This window comes from Maribacter sp. 1_2014MBL_MicDiv (assembly GCF_001865655.1).
Lineage (GTDB): Bacteria > Bacteroidota > Bacteroidia > Flavobacteriales > Flavobacteriaceae > Maribacter > Maribacter dokdonensis.
The window spans coordinates 4195530-4214617 of sequence record NZ_CP011318.1 but is presented as its reverse complement, the minus strand read 5'-3'; the positions used below and the strand labels follow the sequence as shown (position 1 = coordinate 4214617).

The following is a 19088-nucleotide window of genomic DNA, read 5'->3' as shown; positions in this document are numbered from 1 at the left end:
ACCTCTTAGTAAGTGAAAACATTATATACCAATAGTGTAATTATTACTACGTATCTATAGAATCAATAGATGAAAAGTGATGTATTACTTAATTGAAGGAATCAGCCTTAAACCAAATATTGATTGAGACTTCTTCAGGTCGTTCATCTTGTGGTGGTACACCTTGAGAACCTCCTCGACCGCCACCACCAGGACCACCACCTTGACCACCTCTGCCACCTCCCGGTCCGCCACCTTGTCCTCCACCACCAAAGCTTACATTTGAGCTTTCAGTTTTTGTTTCGGATGTTATTTTTGGAGTCACAATTCCAATAGATAATTTGGATAATTTGGTGTCATTATCAGCAATACTATTTTTTGGTATTTTTAATTGATAACGAAGTTCTTTTGAAGCTTCGTCATAGTTATAGTTTATCGTAATGCCCAAATTGTTTAGATCCAAATGAAATTCTTCTTCATAATCAAAATTAATAAAGCGTGCCGTTCTGGGCATTTCTTCCAATAGCTCGTTCATGTCTGGTCTTTTCCGCTCTTGTTCATCCGTTTTTTCACGAGTATTATTATCTCTTTCATTTCTTTCTGGACGTTTTGGCGCAGTAATATTGATTGGATATTGAATAGAAACATTTTTCTTCTTTTTTCCTTTAGCATCAAAATACACATAAAAGCCACGGTGCAACATAGACATCATAGTAGCTTGGTCAACTGTACTTAACTCGACAATAATATGCTCTTCGTCTAAAATGCTGTGATATGTAATGTTATCCTCTGTATTTTGAGCTTGGCCAATAGCCAAAACAAGAATTAATATTAGCGTAGTATATATTTTCATTTTTTTTGATCTTAGTAATTTTTTGGAATCGTAAACCTATTGATTAAACAAGGACTAAAGAAGAATTTTAAGTGGATGCCATAAGATTTAAAGTGAATACCTGAATCTTTAATGGTAACATGTTTGAACAAAACTAGTTGTTTTGATTTCATAATATAGATGGATTAAAAGTATAAAAGCTCCAACATTGCTATTGGAGCTCTTCATCATTAATCAATCAATCAAAAAAACTATCGTATTATAGACCCAATGCAGTTATGGCATCATCATCTTTGGTGAACGCATAAGCTCGCCAAGGTCTAGTGTAATTTGTATATCTCCATAGAACGTCCCCGTCACTGTTCACTTCCCAGATCGCTCCTGTTCCTTCACTGATAAGAGTGTTACCATTGCTCATTCTAACACCGCTACCTAAGCCATTACTATATAGGTCGCTATCTGTAAATTCCCATATTAATTCCGGTTCATTGTCTTGACCGGCCACCAATTCGTATGGCGGACTCAGTTGATATTCCGCTACCGCAGACTGGTTATCGTATTTGTTGTTTACAAAAACCAGCATTTTATTGTCGTCAAAAAGGTTTGGGTAATGAACTCTGTTCATGGTCACTTCACCAACGTTATCATAAGCAAGAGGATTTCCAAAACGGTATACCAAATCGCCACCCAAATTGTAGTTTCCTCCAGTACTTGTGGCAGCTTCTTCTGTAGTGGTGCTGTGATCAATGACCCAAACCTCACTATAAAAGTTTACTGTCATATATAACAGATCATTAGTTTCATCTAGCGTAATACCATTAACGTGCATGATATCGCCATCTGTTTGATCATTATTATAATTAACATCGATTAAGTTGGGTACATCGCCAACAACACCAAAATTTGACTTACTTTCATCGTAATCTTGTACCAAATGATCTGTAGCATGCCACTCCCATACTATTTCTTGGGTTAAAGGGTTCATTTCTATAATGGCTTCGGGGTATATATCAAAATTGCCAGAAAAGCCCATTTCAGCAGCATCTGCAGCACTTACTTCTTCCCATACTGGAAATATGATGTTACCGTTGGACAAATAATTTATGTCATGGTGAGCTATATAGGTATTAGAAGAATATTTAACTTCCCATTCAATAGATTGATCAGCATTGATCTTTCTAAATGCCCCACCATAACCTCCAAATGATATTCGGGGATTATCCACTTTTATCGTAGATACCAAACTACCATCAGATTGAAGCATGGCATCATTACCTAATTGATCACCGTTAAAGTCCCAATCGAACAAGGTATTACCGTCATGGTCAATTAAATATACCCCGGTGTCTGGCGCAATGGCAAGAATATAAGAATCACTATCAACGGTACTGCTTGCTTCTGTAGTATCGCTACTATCATCGGTTATATCTTCTTCAGTAATAGAAACATCATCAGAATCATCACTACAAGAGGCTATGGATAATAAGATCAAGAATAAAGAGACAGTACCTAATTTAAATTTCATTTTACTCATCATTCAAATTTTTAAAGGTTGTTAAATTGTTTAAGCATCTAAGTTTATAGTTGCGAGTCTCTGTTTAGATGATAAAGGTAGATAGAAGTTTAAATGAGAATGGGGCTTCTCAGTGAATGAGATTCGTTATTCAGTGAATGGGTAATTTGGCTAGGTTAAAATATTTGAATGTAACCTAAGTAATAGCATCAAGACGCAAGCGAAACAATTAATGTTATAATTAATATAAAATCTGATTTTATGAGTTAACAGTTGATTACATTTGCGCCCTTAATTTATCAAGAATCTCAAATAGAGATAGCAACCTGCAATAACGAGCAAGGTGCTAAAAGTGATAAGCCAATACCTTTGGAAAAAACGTTAACCACTTCCTTTTGTATTTGCTATGGCGTTAGTTGAGGTTCTATAAAAAGTATTTTATGAGCCAAGTTAAAGCTGTAGTTGCCAATTATAAGGCATTATTTCCATTTTTAGTTTTCATTATCGTGTTTTTAGGTGTGGGTATTTTTCAGCAAGATTTTTATGCACTCCCCGCTCCTATTGCCGTTATCGCAGGAATTTTAGTGGCATTTCTCATGTTTAAACAAGCAATGGACGAGAAAATAGCTGTTCTGTTAAAAGGTTGTGGTAATGATAAAATACTTACAATGTGCCTAATATATTTACTTGCAGGGGCTTTTGCAGCTACAACCAAGGCAATGGGTAGTGTAGACGCTATAGTGCATTTAGGTCTAGATGTAATTAGTGGGCATTTTATTTATGTAGGTGTATTTGTGATCGCCGCATTTTTGTCGATTTCAACAGGAACTTCTGTAGGTGCAATTGTAGCATTGGCTCCAATCGTTATGGGTTTTGCAGATACCGGTAATTTTTCATTGGCAATTTTGTGTGGCGCATTATTAGGAGGGGCTATGTTCGGTGATAACCTTTCTGTAATTTCAGATACTACAATTGCGGCAACACAATCGTTAAATGTTAGAATGAGCGATAAATTTAAAGCCAATATCAAAATAGCTGTCCCAGCGGCCGTTATAAGCATGATAATTTTAATCTATCAAGGGTTGGTCATGAATACACAAGGGTTGGAAATGGAAGCATACAGTTATTCCATACTTAAGATCGTACCTTATTTAATTGTGATTACACTTTCTGTAATAGGTGTAAACGTATTTGTAACGCTTGTATTAGGGGCAATTTCTGCTGGAATTTTGGGAGTTGCCTATGGAGACTTCACCATTTTAGAATTTACACGAATATCGTATACCGGATTTACCAATATGACGGAGATATTCTTGTTGTCTTTATTAACTGGAGGATTGGCTGCTTTGGTAACATACAATGGCGGAATAGAATTTATTCTACTTAAAATCAAAACCTTTGTAAAAAGTAAGAAGTCCGCCCAATTTGGTATTGCCGCCTTAGTATCTACCATTAATATGGCAATTGCGAACAATACGGTCTCAATAATTATATCTGGACCAATTGCAAAATCCATAAACGATGAATATGCATTGGAAAACAAACAAACTGCATCAATTTTAGATGTTTTTGCGTGTATAACGCAAGGATTACTCCCTTATGGAGCTCAGGTGCTTATGATTTTGAGCTTTGCAAACGGCAGTATTAGCTATATTGATTTGGTAAGTAATACCTGGTATCTGTTATTGTTACTGATTTCTACGATATTATTTATTAGTTTACGACCAAAACAGAAATAGCTAGAAACAACAAATCCCCATTAAAAATGGGGATCTAAGTTGCTGTAAAAGTACCACTTTCGTCTTCTACCTGCTTATGCCATTGCCAATTCTTGTAATTCTTTGGCTGCATTGGCAGGATCTTCTGCACCATATATAGCGGCACCGGCTACTGCAACTGTAACACCAGAGTTTTTAACCGCGGTAATACTGCTTAAATTAACACCACCGGCAATAGAAACTGCCACTCCTGCTCTAGTTGCTTCATCAATAAGTACCTGTATAGAGTAACCATCTTCTGCCTGCTCATCTAAACCGGCATGTAACTCAACAAACTCTGCACCTAATGCAATAACTTCTTGCGCACGTTTAACTCTATCTTTTACACCGATAGTATCGACAACAACACCTTTACCATGCTCTTTTGCCGCTTTAACAGCACCTGCAATGGTAGAATCGCCTGTTGCACCTAATACCGTAATGTAATCTGCACCAGCCCCAAAAGCCATATTTGCTTCTAGTTCACCTGCATCGGCAGTTTTAAAATCAGCCAATACCAATTTATCTGGGAAAGCATCTTTCATTTTTCTGATACCAGCTAAACCTTCACTTTTTATAAGCGGAGTTCCTAGTTCGATAATGTCGATGTAAGGAGCAACTTTTGTTGCTAGTGCTATTGCGTCATCTATATTCAATAAATCGATCGCTACTTGTAATTTTGCCATAATATGCTATTTTAATGTTCTAATTATTATTTATTTAAACTTGTTCTTATTCCATATTTGCGTGACGTTTCCATAATTCAGATGCTGTGCTGCCGTCTAGATCCCAAAGGGTTTGTATCAATGCATCGAATGTCAAAAGCAATGATTGTTCAAAAAGGCTACCGGCATACTGTTTAGAAACATTTTCATCTCTTGCCTGTTTTTGTGCTGCGGGTATAACAACTGTTTGGTCAGACATAATTGCCAAAGGAGATGTGTTGTTAGTGGAAAAACAAATTAACCCTGCCCCTACTTTTTTAGCAGTTTCAGCAGCCCTAACGATACCACTCGTTGTGCCCGATCCTGATCCAGCAATCAATAAATCACCTTCTTTAATCGCCGGTGCGGTAGTTTCACCTACAACATGTACTTGATACCCTAAGTGCATTAGTCGCATTGCCGATGCTTTCATCATCAATCCTGTTCTGCCTGCTCCCATTACAAAAATGTTTTTGGCATTGTTTATTGTCGGAATCAAACTTGCTATTTCATTATAATTAATGGAGTGTGTCAACTTTATATGCTCATTTATAATAATGTTCATTGCACTTTCCACTAATTGTGTTTCCTTATTTTTAAGTGTACCCTCCATAACTAAATTGACTTTGTATGTTCTTCTTTTACTAACTGGGTACAAAGTTATTGTGAGTTTAGTAAGGAAAATGACACTATTTGGTAGATGTCTGGTACAATTTGCCAATACCTAATTTTTTGATGGTAGAATTCGCTATTTTTGTGGTACATTTTGGAAACAAGGTCATTTTGATGGATTAAAATGATAACTGATAATTAATTAGATCATTTATAAATAAAAGCTATGCTGAGTGATAAAGTATTATACATTAAAGATTTAGGTAACTGTCCACCAGCTTATTTAAACGACCCAGCTAGAAGAGATTTTTTTGAGATCGTATGGTTGGTCAATGAAGATGCACTTCATGAACCACAGCACGATTTTCAAACATTAAGAGGAGATTGGATTTATCTAATACCGCCATACCGGGTTCATCAATTGAACAAGGCAGGTAAGAATGGAGTGTTGATTTCTTTTAAACAAGAATTGTTGGAAGGCGATCTAAAGGAATTTTTGTTAGACGTTTTTAGAATGTTCAATATACAAGGTGAGTTTTCGTGTCTTCAGGTAAATGAAGAAACCAGTAAAGGCTTAACGACCGTATTACAGTTATTGAAAGATGATTATAATAAGGAAACTGTAAACCTGGTTATGATTAAAGCCCTGTTAAAAGTCTTTCTATTAAAGCTGATACATTTAAAAGAGCAGCATTTTACCCTACAGGATATTAATGAAAAAAGGGTTTACGAGTTTATGTTATTATTGGAAAATAACTATAAAGAAGAACGAAATGCAAAATTCTACGCAGAGCAATTAGGTATAAGTGCCAAGCGATTAAATCAAATATTGAAAGAAAAGCTGGATAAAACCGGAGTACAATTAATTCATGACCGTTTAATTCTTGAGGCAAAACGCCAAATTATTCATAGTGAGAATACCATTAAAGAAATTGCCTATAACCTAGATTTTAAAGATCACTCCTATTTTAGTAGGTTCTTTAAGCAGCATGCGGAACAGACGCCACAGGAGTTTCAGAACAAGGTGAAAGAGCATGTAATTTCTCATGATAACACCTTGTATAGTTAAAATTACCGATTTATTTACCAGGATCATCTGCCTTACTGTGCTTCGAAAGGTAATTAGCTAAGATTTTCTCTACTAGTTCTTCTTTGGTTAAATGATGAAACACTGTTTTAACCTTGGTTTTGAACTCGTCTGATATTTCTCGATTAGGTTTGGTCTTAAATATTTTCTTTGCCCAAAGCAAGGTGTTGTTTTCTTCTATACTCTGTGCATCTGCCTTTTGGAATTTGGAGAAAGATATTCCCAATTCCTTTTCAAAATCAAAAACTTCGGCAACCTCTTCTTTTTGAAGAATGGTCAATGAAAGTCCTTTTGCCCCTGCTCTGGCAGTACGTCCACTTCTATGAACATAAGCATCATAAGTGTCCGGTAAATGATAATTGACTACATAACTCAATTCCTTTACATCAAGACCACGAGAAGCTAAATCTGTCGCCACAAGAATATTAATATGCCCTTCTCTGAACTGACCCATAATGCGGTCTCTAATTCCTTGAGATAAACTACCGTGCAATGCCCCAGATGAAAATTTATTTATGGCCAGTTTCTTGGCTAGCTTATTTACTGCAGCTTTCGTTTTACAAAAGATAATACCCTGCTGTCCCTCTTTCGAATTTAAAAAATACATAAGCACATCTAATTTTTCAATAGGTTCTACAACCACGTATTTGTGGTCAATACCTTTATGACCAAGGGTAGCCATATCTGCTTCTTTATGAACAACATGTTTAGACATGTAGTTTTGAACCAGTTGTTTGATTGCACCAGACATGGTAGCGGTAAATAGAAATGTACGCCTAGTTTTAGGTATGCCGGCAATAATAGTATCTAAGTCTTCTTTTAAAGCAGTAACCATTTCATCGGCCTCATCTAAAACCAAATACTTTAGTTTTGTAATATCTAAAGCTTCGCGTTTTACTAAATCAACCAATCTACCAGGTGTAGCGACAATCATTTGGGTAGGAGTTTTAAGTACCTCTATTTGAGGTTTAATGGGAATACCACCACATAAAGCAACAATGGAAATATCAGGGTTATTTGAGGTATACGATATTAAGTTGGCATGAATCTGTTGTGCCAATTCTCTTGTTGGTGCTAAAATAACAGCTTGTACAGCTGTACTTTTGCTGTTTATCAATTGCAATAATGGTAGACCAAAAGCAGCGGTTTTTCCAGTTCCTGTTTTTGCTAAGGCAACAAGGTCATCCCTTTTGTCCAAAATTATAGGAATGCATTTCTTTTGAATAGTGGTGGGTTCGGTTATCTGTAATTCATCTAGACTTTTTTGTAAATCCTTAGAAATTCCTAAATCTGAAAATTGGCTTGGCATAAAATGATTTTAAACAAAGATAGGTACACTTTTAGTAGCTAAGACTAATTACGCCTAAAGGTTGTATATAAAATGTATAATAACCACAGGGTATATGTAGATGTGATGGAAAATAAAAAGCTTGCACCATTTGAGAAATGGTGCAAGCTTAATAATTTAAACGGTTTAAGGGTTATGATATCCTTGTTAGAGGATTTGTGTTATTTTTTAACATTTACAAAACCTCTCAAAGGCACTAACTCTTCCATTTTGGCTATGTTTAAACCTTGATTTTCAGCAGTGCCAAAATCACCAAGATCATTAATGTCAACACCTTCAGTTCCACGAGGTAAATCATAAGACTCCCCAACAGATGCAGATCCATAACCTAAATCTTGCATTGACCCGGCCGTAATACGACTTAATGGGTTTTCACCAAGATTTAAGAAACCGGTCATTAACTCATTGTTTAATGTAGATTCTCTCCAATGACCTAAAGCAGTAAGAAATCTTCAGTTCTAACAAATTGCGGACCCGCTTGACCTAAAATTCCTCCTGGTCCGTCAATTGGCGCCAAGGCAACTTCAATTACCAAATCATCTATGGTATCAATATTAGGAAAACCTGTGAAAGCAGAAGGTATTGGTCCTGCTACATCTGGTACATCTTTAATAATGATTCTTTCCCATCTTGCTGCCGCAGCTTCAAAAACTTCTACCTGCCTTTCGGTTGGTGGTAACAAATACTTTAAAGTTATATTATAACGGCCTTTGGTGGCATTACTTGATTTTGCGGATTGCACATTGGTAATCCCCAAATCATCAATAATAATAGGATTGTCAGTGGGGGATTTCAAAGCAATTTCAAGCGTCTTAACTTCTTGTACAGTTTCGATTTCAGTATCTAATTTTTCGTCTGAACAGGATGTGAACATCAATGTGCTAAAGGCACATGTCATCGCTAAAAATTTACCGGTTTTAAGAGCATTTTTCATAAAATATATAGTGTTTATTGTTTCAAGTGTATTTTATTATCGAATTTTGTAATAAAATTATGTTAAATTTAACATAATCATTATAAATGTGCAATATTTAAATCCTGTTCCCATTTTATCCACCTCTCCATACCATCTTTATACCATTTGTCACCTTTTAAAAACAAGAGGTCATTACTGCGTTCTACTCTAAATTCAATAGGTTGGTTATAGATCAGTCCGTTTTTCCAACCAATAAAACACATTATTAATTTATCGATTTCTTCATCTGTAGTTAAGTCCATATCCATTTTATAGAGCTGTTGGATCAATGGAATAATTTCTTCAGAACTATGGCTATCATAATGTATTAAAGGAGATAATCTAATAATCTGCTCATTGGGTTTATTGCCCGTTGCGGCTTTTAAGAACATCATAGCAATGTAATTGGCGGTGTCTGGCGGTTGATATAATATGGTTTTAGCTTGGTGCAGTACCGTTTCTTTAAAAAAATTAAATTGAGGTTTCCATTTTGAAAAATGTAATTTCTTTCTTCTGAATTGAAGCGCAATTTGTTTCCATTTCCAAAAGTCCCTTTTAGAATTTGCTGACATTAAGGAATTGCTGGTACCTAAAGAAACAACGCGAATGGTATTTAGGTCTACTCCCAATTTATACGCTTCAATGATTCCCGCTAAAATAGGATTGTTGAATCCGCCGAGAGCACCGTCCCAAAGCTCATAGAAAATATCACTTCCTTGTGCTTTAAACCTTGCTGGAAAATCAAAATATTGTACAGGTGCATTTGAAGATGCGTTTATGGCCTGTGTAAGTCTAACGGAATCATCTCCTTCGGAATTCGATGAGAACGATTTGAAGAATTTTGCACGATTGTTCAGTGCATCGTACGTTGCAACAACAATTTTAAGGGAAACCTTTCCAATGAGTTTTGGAAGTTCATCCATTTGTATTTTATCGATTTCGGGAAATAAGTTCTCAAACGCTTCCTTTTTTCTTTTGGCACTATATTTAGGTCCAAAACCGGCATTGAAAAGTCCCAGATAATCCACGGGAAAGTATCGATCCTTAAATCTGTTTTTATGAAAAATAGCTGTCCTGTTCTTCTCTTCTTTAAATAAAGAAATGGCCTTGTCAATAGTATAGTCTTCAGCTAAAGCAGCCAATACGATACTACCACCTGAATTGGCAATGACCAAGTCAAATTTGTTCAAAATCTGATGACCATTTATATTACCATATCTGTCCTTTAGCGTAAGTAATTGCATAATTGCCCAACTACCGCCGCCGTCTAATGATAGAATTTTATACATGTGTTATGGAATACCTAGTAAGGTTAAATGATGAAGTAAATGAAAAGGACGTGGGAACTACCTTTATTAGACATCTTAAAGTTAGTGAATTATAAGATAGAGCCGTTATAGGATGTTCTTAGAATTTATGAGGTTTTGTTGTTTTTAATTAAGTTGAAAGTTATGCGAATAAAAAAAGCAACTATTAAAGAATAGTTGCTTTTGATATTTTAAGGATTTTGTTATTTCTTTTTCTTCTTACTGAACTTTTCTGCACAAGTAGCGGCATCTATAGGTTCACCATTATTTTTATAGCAATGAACTGCTTTTGCGCGTTTACTTGAACTATTATAATAGAAGAATACACCTTGTTGATATTGTGGTCTACCGTAATAATTGCCTGGAGGTACTATAACTTTGCCATTATTGTCTATTATTGAACTGGTACCATCAAAATGTAGGATTTTAGAAAATTTACCATTTCTGTCTGCATAGTAAAAATCATTAAAATCTTTATAAATTATTTTTTTGTTCTCAATAGAAAATAATGCCCTATCACTTCTACCTTCTGCATTTTTACGTTTCAATAATATAAGTTTATACTTGTTCACATATTCATAACCTTTGAACCCTTCAGATGGATCGACAAAAAATACCTTGTTGTCAAAATCAAAAAGACCAACATTTTGGTTTAAATTTAATACCGCTAAGCTAGGTTCGTCTACGTTGTAGTGAATGTCATCATAGAATGTATTGAAAAGCAAGGTTTTAGATGCTGTATCAAAGTAATTCATTTTACCTTCTTTATTGAAAACTTTAAAATATTTGTTATTGTATTCTACCTTTTCATATTCAAATGGTATAATCGTATTGTTGGTGTTATTTATGAGACCCCATTGGTTATCTTTAACGGCAATAAAGGTATCTGTAAATAGTATGTGTCTCATTTTATCATCAACTTGTCTAAATGTATTAACAGGAATTAGTTGCTGGTAAATGGCGGGTACTTCCCAGCTTTTGGTATTTAAATTATAAATGCCCCAAGCTTTTGAATTTGCATCTTCCGCAATTATTTTTTCATTAAAGGATAGGTATGGATCCAATCTTTGTGCATTTGGTACGTCGTTAAATGAGAAAATATCACTAAAATTAGCTGGTATTGAACTCATATCCTTTAGATTAATTACTTTTTTGGAGTTATCTCCATCGGTAACAATAAAAAAATCGTTTTCAATTTGTTTTACGCTTTTGTATTTAGGTTCTATAATAATTTCTCCTTTGCCATTCATTAAACCTTCCTGTAAATCATATCCCCAGCCCTTACTAGGATCTGGTTTATTATAGTGTATAGTAAAATAATCTTGGTCCTTGCTGAAATAGTGCTTATAGACCCTAGACATATTGGATGAAAAATAATAATCTGATTTTGAATTGATTTCACTATCAATTTTATTGCCCGAGGCATCAACTGCATGTATATTTATATATTTGTCATTTTCTTTTTTTCCGTAATCGTTAATTCCAGTTACTATATCTCCTGTGAAGAAAATATGGCTGGTAGACATTTCTGTTTTAAAATCGTATAGTTTATCTAAAATATTTCCCGAACTATCGGTAAATGTGCTTTGGTCATTTCTTTTTATGGTAAGATAATCATTAACAAAAATGGAACTCGGTTCGTATTTAGCATTAATAATTTTCTCTTTTAATTCTTTGGTAGGTTTGTGATGCTGTTCGTCAATAGTTACATATTTATCTTGTGCTAATATGGAACCAAAGGATAAAATAGCAAATAAGAAAGAATGTAGTCTCATAGATTTTGTATAGGTTAATTAAATATTATCAGCAAAACGTAATTTCTTTGAAAAAATTACACAATTTGAGGTAATTTACTTTTAACCATGTTGATGATTTAAGTTTCATAAACTTATATTAAAAAATGAACGTTCATTCTTTTATTCGATATCTTTGTAGGAAAATAAAATTATGGCAGCACTTCAAAAAAGTATAGACAAACGCAACGCATTGTTAAATGCAACCATAGAGCTTGTTAATAACGACGGCTTTCATGCAACGCCTATGAGCAAAATTGCTAAAATGGCCTGTGTTTCTCCTGCAACTATTTACCTCTATTTTGAAAACAAACAAGATTTGGTAAACAAGACATATTTAGAGGTGAAATCAAGTTATACTACTTACGCTTTTGCTACTTATGATGAAACCATGTCGGTCAAAGAAGGTTTTGAAGTAATCTGGAAACGTATTGCTGAATTTAAACTGAAAGAAGATGCATACGCCATGTTCTTGGCCCAATGTGATAATACGCCCATGATAGATGAAGAAAGCAGACAAGAAGGGATAAGGCATTTACAACCCTTGTTAGATTTATGGAAAAGAGGAATTAAAGCAGGGGTTATAAAACCCATGTCAGATTATATGTTGTATGCCTATGCTATTAATCCGCTTTCCTTTCTAACTATTGCTCAAAATCGTGGTGCCTTAGTTTTGGACGACAAACAGTTGGAACAAGCTTTTGAGGCAGCTTGGAGCAGTATAAAAGTATGCGAATAGGATGAAAAAGACAGCTATTATTTTGGGAGCTTCTGGTTTAACGGGCGGCTTGCTTTTAAAGAAACTTATTGTTGATGATAGATATGAAAGCATAAAGTTGTTTTCAAGGTCTAGCATAAAGGGTTTGCCCAATAAAGTGAAGCAGTTTATAGGTGACCTTTTAGAATTGGAACAGTTTAAAAATGATTTTACCGGTGATGAAGTCTATTGTTGTATAGGTACCACCGCAAAAAAGACTCCGGATAAATCTTTGTACAGAGACATTGATTATGGTATACCTGTAGCTGCGGCAAAATTGGCAAATGCTAATGGAATCAGCACTTTTTTAGTTATTTCCGCAATGGGCGCAAACAAGAAAAGTAGTGTTTTCTATAACCGTACTAAAGGAGAAATGGAGCAAGAAGTATTAAATCAGGCAATACCGAAAACTTCCATTTTAAGGCCTTCTTTAATAGGTGGGGAAAGAAACGAACAACGATTACTAGAAAAGATAGGTCTCGTAGTCTTAAAAGTAATTCAGCCCCTATTCATTGGTCCCTTAAAGAAATATAGAATAATTAATGCCGACAGTATTGCACAAGCAATGCTCAATTTGGCAAATACCACGAGTAATACCGATGTTATAATTACATCGAATGATATAGAACAATTAGCAAAAACAACTTAATTAAAATTAGATAATGGAATTATTGGATAAATTGAATTGGAGATACGCAGCTAAAGCCATGAATGGTGAAAAAGTTGCTGAAGATAAAGTGGAACGCATATTAGAGGCGGCACGCTTGGCTCCTACTTCTAGTGGCTTACAGCCTTTTGAAATTATAGTGGTTAAAAATCAAGAAATAAAAGAACAGATTAGACCGGTAGCATGGAACCAATCTATGATTACAGATTGTTCTCACCTTTTGGTATTTGCCGCTTGGGACACGTATACGGAAGAACGCATTAACTATATGTTCGACCTTACCAATGAAATTCGTGGTTTTAAAAATGAAGGTTGGGAAAATTATAGAAAGATGTTGTTGGATTCATACCCACAAAAAGATGAAGAGGAGAATTTTAACCATGCGGCAAAGCAAGCTTATATCGCTTTTTCACAAGCCATTGCTGCGGCAGCCTTTGAAAAAGTAGATGCAACGCCTATTGAGGGTTTTGATCCTGCAGCTGTAGATAAAATATTGGGTCTTCGTGAAAAAGGATTAAGAAGTGCGGTATTATTGCCGTTAGGCTATAGGAATGAAAGTGAAGATTGGTTGGTGAACCTTGTAAAGGTGAGAAAACCAATGAAAGATTTGGTTACTGTTATAGAATAGTAAAGCCAATGAACAAATAAAAAATAAAAGAGAAAGAAAATGAACAATTTTGAATTTAAGAATCCCACCAAAATAATTTTTGGAAAGGATACGATTAAAAAAATAGAAAGTGAAATACCCGCCAATGCTAAAGTACTTATGCTTTACGGTGGCGGAAGTATTAAGAAAAACGGCATTTACGATCAGGTAACCAAGGCACTGTCCAATTTTGATGTTATTGAGTTTGGCGGAATTCCTGCCAATCCAGAATATGATACATTGATGAAGGCGCTGAAGGTTATTAAGGATGAAAATGTATCTTACTTATTGGCAGTAGGCGGCGGTTCTGTAATTGACGGGACAAAATTCCTTTCTGCGGCAGCTGTTTATGAAGGTGACACCCCATGGGATATACTTACTAAAAATGTAAGAACCCAAAAAGGAATGCCATTTGGTACGGTGTTGACGTTACCGGCAACAGGTTCTGAAATGAATTCAGGAGCGGTCATCACAAGAGCGGAAACAAAGGAAAAATTAGCCATGGGCGGACCAGGATTGTTCCCAGAGTTTTCCGTACTTGACCCACAAGTGATTACATCTATTCCTGTACGTCAATTGGTAAACGGTATTACCGATGCGTTTACACATGTTTTGGAACAGTACATGACGTATCCTATAGAAGCATCGTTACAAGATAGATTTGCAGAAAGTATTATGCAAACGTTGATTGAAGTAGCGCCAAAGGTCATTAAAGACCCTACCGATTATAATCCTGCGGCCGATTTTATGTGGAGCTGTACCATGGCCTTGAACGGATTAATTCAAAAAGGAGTACCTGGAGATTGGGCCGTACACATGATGGGGCATGAATTAACCGCGTTGTTCGGTATTGATCATGCACGTACATTGGCAATTGTGGCACCAAGTCATTACAAGTATAATTTTGAGGCCAAAAAGGAAAAATTGGCTCAATATGGCGAACGTATATGGAATATAACCGAGGGAGATATTGATGATAAGGCTTATGCGGCTATTGAGAAAACCGAAGCTTTCTTTCAAGAATTGGGAATAGATACCAAATTGTCAGATTATACCAAAGAATACGAAGGTACTGCTGAAGAGATTGCTAAACGTTTTACGGACCGAGGATGGAAATTAGGTGAGCGACAAGCTCTAATGCCAGAAGACGCTGAAAAAATCGTAAAAATGGCATATTAACATTAAGTTTGAGTGTTGAAAAAGCGGGTGTCTTTACAAAAGGCATCCCCTTTTTGTTTTAAAGGTGCAATACAAGGTTTTTAGGTTATGAACAAATAAGATAAAACCAATATCTTCGCGCGCATTATGTGGATGTACCTTGGACTTTTAGCGGCGTTATTTTTAGGATTACACAACTTATGCAAAAAACATGCTGTACAGGGCAATGAGGTTTTTCCTGTATTGTTGGGTACGATCTCGTCTGGGTTTTTATTGCTCCTGCCCTTTTATTTTGGCTCCTTGTTCTTCAAGGAATATATGGTGTCCATAGATTTTTATATCACCAATATTCCTCTTGAAACTCACGGATTTATTGCAATTAAATCAGCGATCATGGCGGCATCATGGGTGCTGGCCTACCAAGCATTAAAGCATTTGCCCATAACCATTGTTACGCCCATAAGATCTGCGGGGCCATTTTTTACTTTTATAGGTGCCATTACCATTTATCAGGAAAAACCGAATTCATGGCAGTGGATCGGTTTTTTTCTCATCATATTTTCTGTGATTCTCTACTCAAGAATCGGTAAAAAAGAAGGGATACATTTTAAGCGAAATAAATGGATTTTTGCTATTGTTGGGGCAACTTTTTTAGGAGCTTCAAGCGGTTTGTACGATAAATTTTTAATTCAAAGCTTAGCCTTGAATCCGCAGACATTGCAATTTTGGTTTTGCTTTTATACCGTTTTATTTTTATTGATCATACTTACGGTAACTTGGTTTCCTTATGCCGAAAAAAGAAAGGCATTTACTTGGAGATGGACCATACCATTGGTGGGTATTTTACTTCAAATTGCAGATTATTTTTACTTTAAGGCATTACAGGATCCAGATGCATTGATCATGCTTTTATCGGCCATTAAACGAAGTCAAATTCTTATTGCCGTGGTCGTAGGTGGCTTTATCTTCAAAGAGCAAAATAAACGTAAAAAACTAGTTCCATTGGCAGGTATTATGCTGGGCGTTTTTCTAATACTGTATAGCTAATACTTAAATATTCCTTCTAATTGGTATTGCCCCCTTGTAGGTAGTATCTTTGCACATGAACAGCTCGTTTAATTTGTATCATCATCTATGGCATTTAAAAAACTGAATCCGCATTTACTTGAAAGGTTGACAGCATTGGCAATTGAAAAGCCTACTTCACTTCAGAAGAAGAGTATACCGGTTATTAAAAGTGGAGCAAATGTATATTGTTATGGTCCTAAGGAGAGTGGAAAAACCACCGCTTTAATTTTGACAACATTACAAAAATTACAATGCAAGGCAGAAGGAAATGCGCCTAGAGCAGTGGTCGTTGTTGAAAACAAAGAAAAAGTGCTGGAGCTTTATGATAAGTTTTTTGAGTATACCAAGTATACGGATATGAGGCTCTATGCCAGTTATAAAGAACTGCATATAGACATTCAGAAGTCGGAAATTTTTGAGGGGATCGATGTATTGATTACCACCCCTACTACCCTACATAAATTGTTTTTGTTAAATGGTGTAAGTACTTCGCAATTAAAAATTTGCAGTATTGATGACGGTGATTTTTTAATTCAGAAATCCGATTATACCGCAATGGTTACGGTTTCACAAAGTATTAGAAAATGCCAGTATGTACTATATGCTGAAAAATTATCTCCAAAATTAGAGCGATTTGAAGATTTCTTCATGGAACGCGCACAGTATGTCTCTGAGTAAATACGTTTTACTTTTTATATTCTAAATCCTTTAAAACCTTAATGGTGCTTTCGTAACCAATTTTGAAGATCGTATCTATATTGCGCATATCAAAAGTTGCGAACTCACAAAGTTCATTTGGTGATATTACAAATTTACAAGTAGGGAATTTTGCAAGAGATTCTGCGGCTGATTTTATTTTGTATGCCCTATCAAGAACATTGTAAGAATGTTTTAGGTCGTTAATGGCTACAGGTTTAAGGGCGTTTACATAGCTGCCAATTATAGTTTCACAAGAGCCTAAGAGAGGTTCTACAGGGAAATTGTTCAGTACACCGCCATCTATATAATAAGATCCTTCTATATCAATTGGAGAGAAAACACCGGGAAAAGTTGCCGAGGCTAGAATGGGTTTGATCAATTCTCCTTTTTCAAATATGACCAATTCGCCCTTTATAATGTCGGTAGCAGTAATAAACAATGGTTTTGGTAAGGCGCCAAAATCATCATTTGGAAAAAACTTTTTAAACTCGTCATAAAACTTTTCGGTATCTAAAAATCCGGGTTTTCTTCTTGCGAACCTATTGGTGTGAAAAATTGGAATTGCCTTGAAAAAGCCTAAAATTTCTTGCCATTGAATACCACCTGCGTATAGGGCACCAACTATGGCACCTGCACTGGTACCTGAAATATGGGTCGGAAAAATATTATATTCTTCCAAGGCTTTTATGGTTCCAATATGGGCTACACCTCTAATACCACCTCCAGATAACACTAATCCTGTATTCATGACCATTTATTTAATTAGGTTAAAATTCAATTTTCTGCCACTATTTCAAATTTTATCAATCCGCCATCAATTTCAGCCTTCTGTAAATATCCACGTTCATAGTAGTACACATTTTCATGTTTTTTGGCGTTAATCTTTTTATAGACATGATTGCCTAAAGGTACAATGGTGTTAAAGCTACCATCTTGTTCAGAATAGCAACTATCAATACCTATAGGTTCTTTAAAATATAAAACTATGGTCGCATAATGTATAGCATTTTCTATAACCGATTCTTTCTTTTTGTTTTTGGTAATTAGATAGGTTTGATCTGCACGGTTGGTGATGATATCGGCATAGGGTTTATCATCTACCCCAATGATTACGCTAGCCTTTTTTAATAGGTTATCCTCAAATACAACATCATATTTATAATCTACTTCAATTTCCTTGATCACCCTTGTTTTAATTGCCGTAATACTTTGATAATGAATTTTTGTACCATTAACAACTTTGGTAGCTTTTAGGGTGCCAATGGCTTTGTCTTTATTGATAATGGTAAAGCTTAGGGTATTCTTACTGGTATTAACAGTATTTGAGGTAGCACTTAGCAGAGTCATAGCAAAAATGAAAATACCAAGTAGTTGATTTGTTGACGACATTAGCTAATTATTGTTTTGAGGATGAATAATGTAATGAAGTAGTAAATCTAACAAAACGTGTTCTTGTAAAAACTAACCGTTGTCATATTTCACTACTATTCATAAACAGAAAAGGCCTACCCGTTATGGGTAAGCCCTTTACAAATTCAATTTTAATTTAATTATTCCATATCAATAATACCTACCACTTCATAGGCTCTAGAACCGTCCAGTTGTATTTTTTCATAAAGTATGTTAGCATATTCATAGTATGTTAAACCGTCAATAGTAACTTTTTCATACCCATCTGGCAATTCATAAACTACGGTGCCAATTTCTGGTTCAACCACCTCATATCCAGAATTTGCTTCAATATAAAAAGTGCCCCCTACATTAAAATAAAGTCGATTATTAAATCTTACTCTTGCTGAATTAGCAGGTAAAGTGTTAATTCTAAATCCTACTTTTGGTGCAATAGCAATATATCTACCTCTAGAAGCCGTATAATATTTATTATTGGCATAGTAATAATTTTGACCATTGTGTCTAACCACGGTTTTATTAGGAACCGATCTCACCGAAACCACCTTTTTCGTTGGTGTTCTGTATACTACTTTCTTACTGGAAACCCTTCCAGGTGTTTTAGTTCCAGTCCTGGTAGTGGTAGTTTTTGTTGTTGTTCTTTTACGTGTTTGGGCATTGCTAGGTAAAGCAAAAGCAATTAATAACAAACCAAGTATTGCATATGTTTTAGTATTTGTTTTCATCTGTTTTAGTTTTAAAAGTTAAACTTTACTTTATCGTTCCATACTTTGACAAGTAATATGGCAAGTGGTTT

General features: G+C 35.3%; 20 protein-coding genes and 1 riboswitch. Of the genes, 8 read left to right on the top strand and 12 right to left on the bottom strand.

All coding sequences use genetic code 11. The features are described from left to right. Positions 1-88: 88 nt before the first annotated feature. Positions 89-832, bottom strand: coding sequence for a hypothetical protein (locus tag YQ22_RS19255; protein WP_071342282.1), 744 nt, complete (start codon positions 830-832; stop codon positions 89-91). A 238-nt stretch (positions 833-1070) separates the two neighbouring features. Then, positions 1071-2336: an aryl-sulfate sulfotransferase gene (locus tag YQ22_RS17860; RefSeq protein ID WP_156894596.1), complete on the bottom strand. Its 1266-nt coding sequence runs from the start codon at positions 2334-2336 to the stop codon at positions 1071-1073. Positions 2337-2615: 279 nt separating this feature from the next. Then, positions 2616-2713: riboswitch (SAM-I-IV-variant riboswitch) on the top strand. Positions 2714-2764: 51 nt separating this feature from the next. Here YQ22_RS17860 and YQ22_RS17855 point away from each other — a divergent pair. Beyond that, complete coding sequence (locus tag YQ22_RS17855; RefSeq protein WP_071342280.1) at positions 2765-4063, top strand: Na+/H+ antiporter NhaC family protein; 1299 nt, start codon at positions 2765-2767, stop codon at positions 4061-4063. Positions 4064-4137: 74 nt separating this feature from the next. Here YQ22_RS17855 and hxlA read toward each other — a convergent pair whose 3' ends face one another. Then, the gene (gene hxlA, locus YQ22_RS17850) at positions 4138-4767 is read right to left on the bottom strand and encodes a 3-hexulose-6-phosphate synthase (protein ID WP_071342279.1); all 630 of its coding nucleotides are present in this window, start codon (positions 4765-4767) and stop codon (positions 4138-4140) included. Positions 4768-4813: 46 nt separating this feature from the next. Next, the gene (gene hxlB, locus YQ22_RS17845) at positions 4814-5398 is read right to left on the bottom strand and encodes a 6-phospho-3-hexuloisomerase (RefSeq protein WP_071342278.1); all 585 of its coding nucleotides are present in this window, start codon (positions 5396-5398) and stop codon (positions 4814-4816) included. Positions 5399-5623: 225 nt separating this feature from the next. Between hxlB and YQ22_RS17840 the strand changes: the two genes are divergently transcribed. Then, entirely contained in the window at positions 5624-6466 is an 843-nt protein-coding gene (locus YQ22_RS17840) for a helix-turn-helix domain-containing protein (RefSeq protein WP_071342277.1), read from the top strand. 10 nt (positions 6467-6476) lie between these two features. Here YQ22_RS17840 and YQ22_RS17835 read toward each other — a convergent pair whose 3' ends face one another. The 5 genes from YQ22_RS17835 to YQ22_RS17815 form a co-directional block, all read right to left on the bottom strand. Next, positions 6477-7793, bottom strand: coding sequence for a DEAD/DEAH box helicase (locus tag YQ22_RS17835; RefSeq protein ID WP_071342276.1), 1317 nt, complete (start codon positions 7791-7793; stop codon positions 6477-6479). A 200-nt stretch (positions 7794-7993) separates the two neighbouring features. Continuing rightward, positions 7994-8230, bottom strand: a complete 237-nt coding sequence (locus YQ22_RS17830; protein WP_071342275.1) for a hypothetical protein — start codon at positions 8228-8230, stop codon at positions 7994-7996. Between the two features lie 35 nt (positions 8231-8265). Further along, the gene (locus YQ22_RS17825) at positions 8266-8766 is read right to left on the bottom strand and encodes a hypothetical protein (protein ID WP_071342274.1); all 501 of its coding nucleotides are present in this window, start codon (positions 8764-8766) and stop codon (positions 8266-8268) included. Between the two features lie 80 nt (positions 8767-8846). Beyond that, positions 8847-10076, bottom strand: coding sequence for a patatin-like phospholipase family protein (locus tag YQ22_RS17820; RefSeq protein ID WP_071342273.1), 1230 nt, complete (start codon positions 10074-10076; stop codon positions 8847-8849). Between the two features lie 221 nt (positions 10077-10297). Next, on the bottom strand, positions 10298-11869 hold the full coding sequence (locus tag YQ22_RS17815; RefSeq protein WP_071342272.1) for a WG repeat-containing protein: 1572 nt from the start codon (positions 11867-11869) through the stop codon (positions 10298-10300). 172 nt (positions 11870-12041) lie between these two features. Between YQ22_RS17815 and YQ22_RS17810 the strand changes: the two genes are divergently transcribed. The 6 genes from YQ22_RS17810 to YQ22_RS17785 all read left to right on the top strand — a co-directional run bounded on the left by YQ22_RS17810 (position 12042) and on the right by YQ22_RS17785 (position 16861). Next, on the top strand, positions 12042-12626 hold the full coding sequence (locus YQ22_RS17810) for a TetR/AcrR family transcriptional regulator (RefSeq protein WP_071342271.1): 585 nt from the start codon (positions 12042-12044) through the stop codon (positions 12624-12626). Position 12627: 1 nt separating this feature from the next. Beyond that, entirely contained in the window at positions 12628-13293 is a 666-nt protein-coding gene (locus YQ22_RS17805) for an NAD(P)H-binding protein (RefSeq protein WP_071342270.1), read from the top strand. 13 nt (positions 13294-13306) lie between these two features. Beyond that, a complete protein-coding gene (locus YQ22_RS17800) occupies positions 13307-13939 on the top strand; it encodes a nitroreductase family protein (protein ID WP_071342269.1) in 633 nt (210 codons plus the stop codon). A gap of 39 nt (positions 13940-13978) precedes the next feature. After that, positions 13979-15136 carry an iron-containing alcohol dehydrogenase gene (locus tag YQ22_RS17795; protein WP_071342268.1) on the top strand — a complete coding sequence of 386 codons (1158 nt, stop codon included), beginning with the start codon at positions 13979-13981 and terminating at the stop codon, positions 15134-15136. 126 nt (positions 15137-15262) lie between these two features. Continuing rightward, on the top strand, positions 15263-16162 hold the full coding sequence (locus tag YQ22_RS17790) for an EamA family transporter (protein WP_071342267.1): 900 nt from the start codon (positions 15263-15265) through the stop codon (positions 16160-16162). A gap of 87 nt (positions 16163-16249) precedes the next feature. Next, positions 16250-16861 carry a DEAD/DEAH box helicase gene (locus tag YQ22_RS17785; RefSeq protein ID WP_058102785.1) on the top strand — a complete coding sequence of 204 codons (612 nt, stop codon included), beginning with the start codon at positions 16250-16252 and terminating at the stop codon, positions 16859-16861. A gap of 7 nt (positions 16862-16868) precedes the next feature. Here the strand turns inward: YQ22_RS17785 and YQ22_RS17780 are convergent, their stop codons facing one another. The 3 genes from YQ22_RS17780 to YQ22_RS17770 all read right to left on the bottom strand — a co-directional run bounded on the left by YQ22_RS17780 (position 16869) and on the right by YQ22_RS17770 (position 19017). Beyond that, positions 16869-17630, bottom strand: coding sequence for a patatin-like phospholipase family protein (locus YQ22_RS17780; RefSeq protein WP_071342266.1), 762 nt, complete (start codon positions 17628-17630; stop codon positions 16869-16871). 26 nt (positions 17631-17656) lie between these two features. Then, positions 17657-18271 carry a DUF6134 family protein gene (locus YQ22_RS17775; RefSeq protein ID WP_083414295.1) on the bottom strand — a complete coding sequence of 205 codons (615 nt, stop codon included), beginning with the start codon at positions 18269-18271 and terminating at the stop codon, positions 17657-17659. 161 nt (positions 18272-18432) lie between these two features. Then, positions 18433-19017 carry a DUF6515 family protein gene (locus tag YQ22_RS17770; RefSeq protein WP_071342265.1) on the bottom strand — a complete coding sequence of 195 codons (585 nt, stop codon included), beginning with the start codon at positions 19015-19017 and terminating at the stop codon, positions 18433-18435. Positions 19018-19088 lie beyond the last annotated feature (71 nt).

What these genes read in the sequence shown, in the direction of transcription:
- YQ22_RS17830 (WP_071342275.1), bottom strand. Translation starts at nt 8,230, where the DNA reads ATGACCGGTTTCTTAAATCTTGGTGAAAACCCATTAAGTCGTATTACG.
- YQ22_RS17780 (WP_071342266.1), bottom strand. Translation starts at nt 17,630, where the DNA reads ATGAATACAGGATTAGTGTTATCTGGAGGTGGTATTAGAGGTGTAGCC.
- YQ22_RS17835 (WP_071342276.1), bottom strand. Translation starts at nt 7,793, where the DNA reads ATGCCAAGCCAATTTTCAGATTTAGGAATTTCTAAGGATTTACAAAAA.
- YQ22_RS17820 (WP_071342273.1), bottom strand. Translation starts at nt 10,076, where the DNA reads ATGTATAAAATTCTATCATTAGACGGCGGCGGTAGTTGGGCAATTATG.
- YQ22_RS19255 (WP_071342282.1), bottom strand. Translation starts at nt 832, where the DNA reads ATGAAAATATATACTACGCTAATATTAATTCTTGTTTTGGCTATTGGC.
- hxlA (WP_071342279.1), bottom strand. Translation starts at nt 4,767, where the DNA reads ATGGCAAAATTACAAGTAGCGATCGATTTATTGAATATAGATGACGCA.
- YQ22_RS17770 (WP_071342265.1), bottom strand. Translation starts at nt 19,017, where the DNA reads ATGAAAACAAATACTAAAACATATGCAATACTTGGTTTGTTATTAATT.
- YQ22_RS17810 (WP_071342271.1), top strand. Translation starts at nt 12,042, where the DNA reads ATGGCAGCACTTCAAAAAAGTATAGACAAACGCAACGCATTGTTAAAT.
- YQ22_RS17790 (WP_071342267.1), top strand. Translation starts at nt 15,263, where the DNA reads ATGTGGATGTACCTTGGACTTTTAGCGGCGTTATTTTTAGGATTACAC.
- hxlB (WP_071342278.1), bottom strand. Translation starts at nt 5,398, where the DNA reads ATGGAGGGTACACTTAAAAATAAGGAAACACAATTAGTGGAAAGTGCA.
- YQ22_RS17795 (WP_071342268.1), top strand. Translation starts at nt 13,979, where the DNA reads ATGAACAATTTTGAATTTAAGAATCCCACCAAAATAATTTTTGGAAAG.
- YQ22_RS17815 (WP_071342272.1), bottom strand. Translation starts at nt 11,869, where the DNA reads ATGAGACTACATTCTTTCTTATTTGCTATTTTATCCTTTGGTTCCATA.
- YQ22_RS17800 (WP_071342269.1), top strand. Translation starts at nt 13,307, where the DNA reads ATGGAATTATTGGATAAATTGAATTGGAGATACGCAGCTAAAGCCATG.
- YQ22_RS17775 (WP_083414295.1), bottom strand. Translation starts at nt 18,271, where the DNA reads ATGTCGTCAACAAATCAACTACTTGGTATTTTCATTTTTGCTATGACT.
- YQ22_RS17840 (WP_071342277.1), top strand. Translation starts at nt 5,624, where the DNA reads ATGCTGAGTGATAAAGTATTATACATTAAAGATTTAGGTAACTGTCCA.
- YQ22_RS17855 (WP_071342280.1), top strand. Translation starts at nt 2,765, where the DNA reads ATGAGCCAAGTTAAAGCTGTAGTTGCCAATTATAAGGCATTATTTCCA.
- YQ22_RS17785 (WP_058102785.1), top strand. Translation starts at nt 16,250, where the DNA reads ATGGCATTTAAAAAACTGAATCCGCATTTACTTGAAAGGTTGACAGCA.
- YQ22_RS17805 (WP_071342270.1), top strand. Translation starts at nt 12,628, where the DNA reads ATGAAAAAGACAGCTATTATTTTGGGAGCTTCTGGTTTAACGGGCGGC.
- YQ22_RS17825 (WP_071342274.1), bottom strand. Translation starts at nt 8,766, where the DNA reads ATGAAAAATGCTCTTAAAACCGGTAAATTTTTAGCGATGACATGTGCC.
- YQ22_RS17860 (WP_156894596.1), bottom strand. Translation starts at nt 2,336, where the DNA reads ATGAAATTTAAATTAGGTACTGTCTCTTTATTCTTGATCTTATTATCC.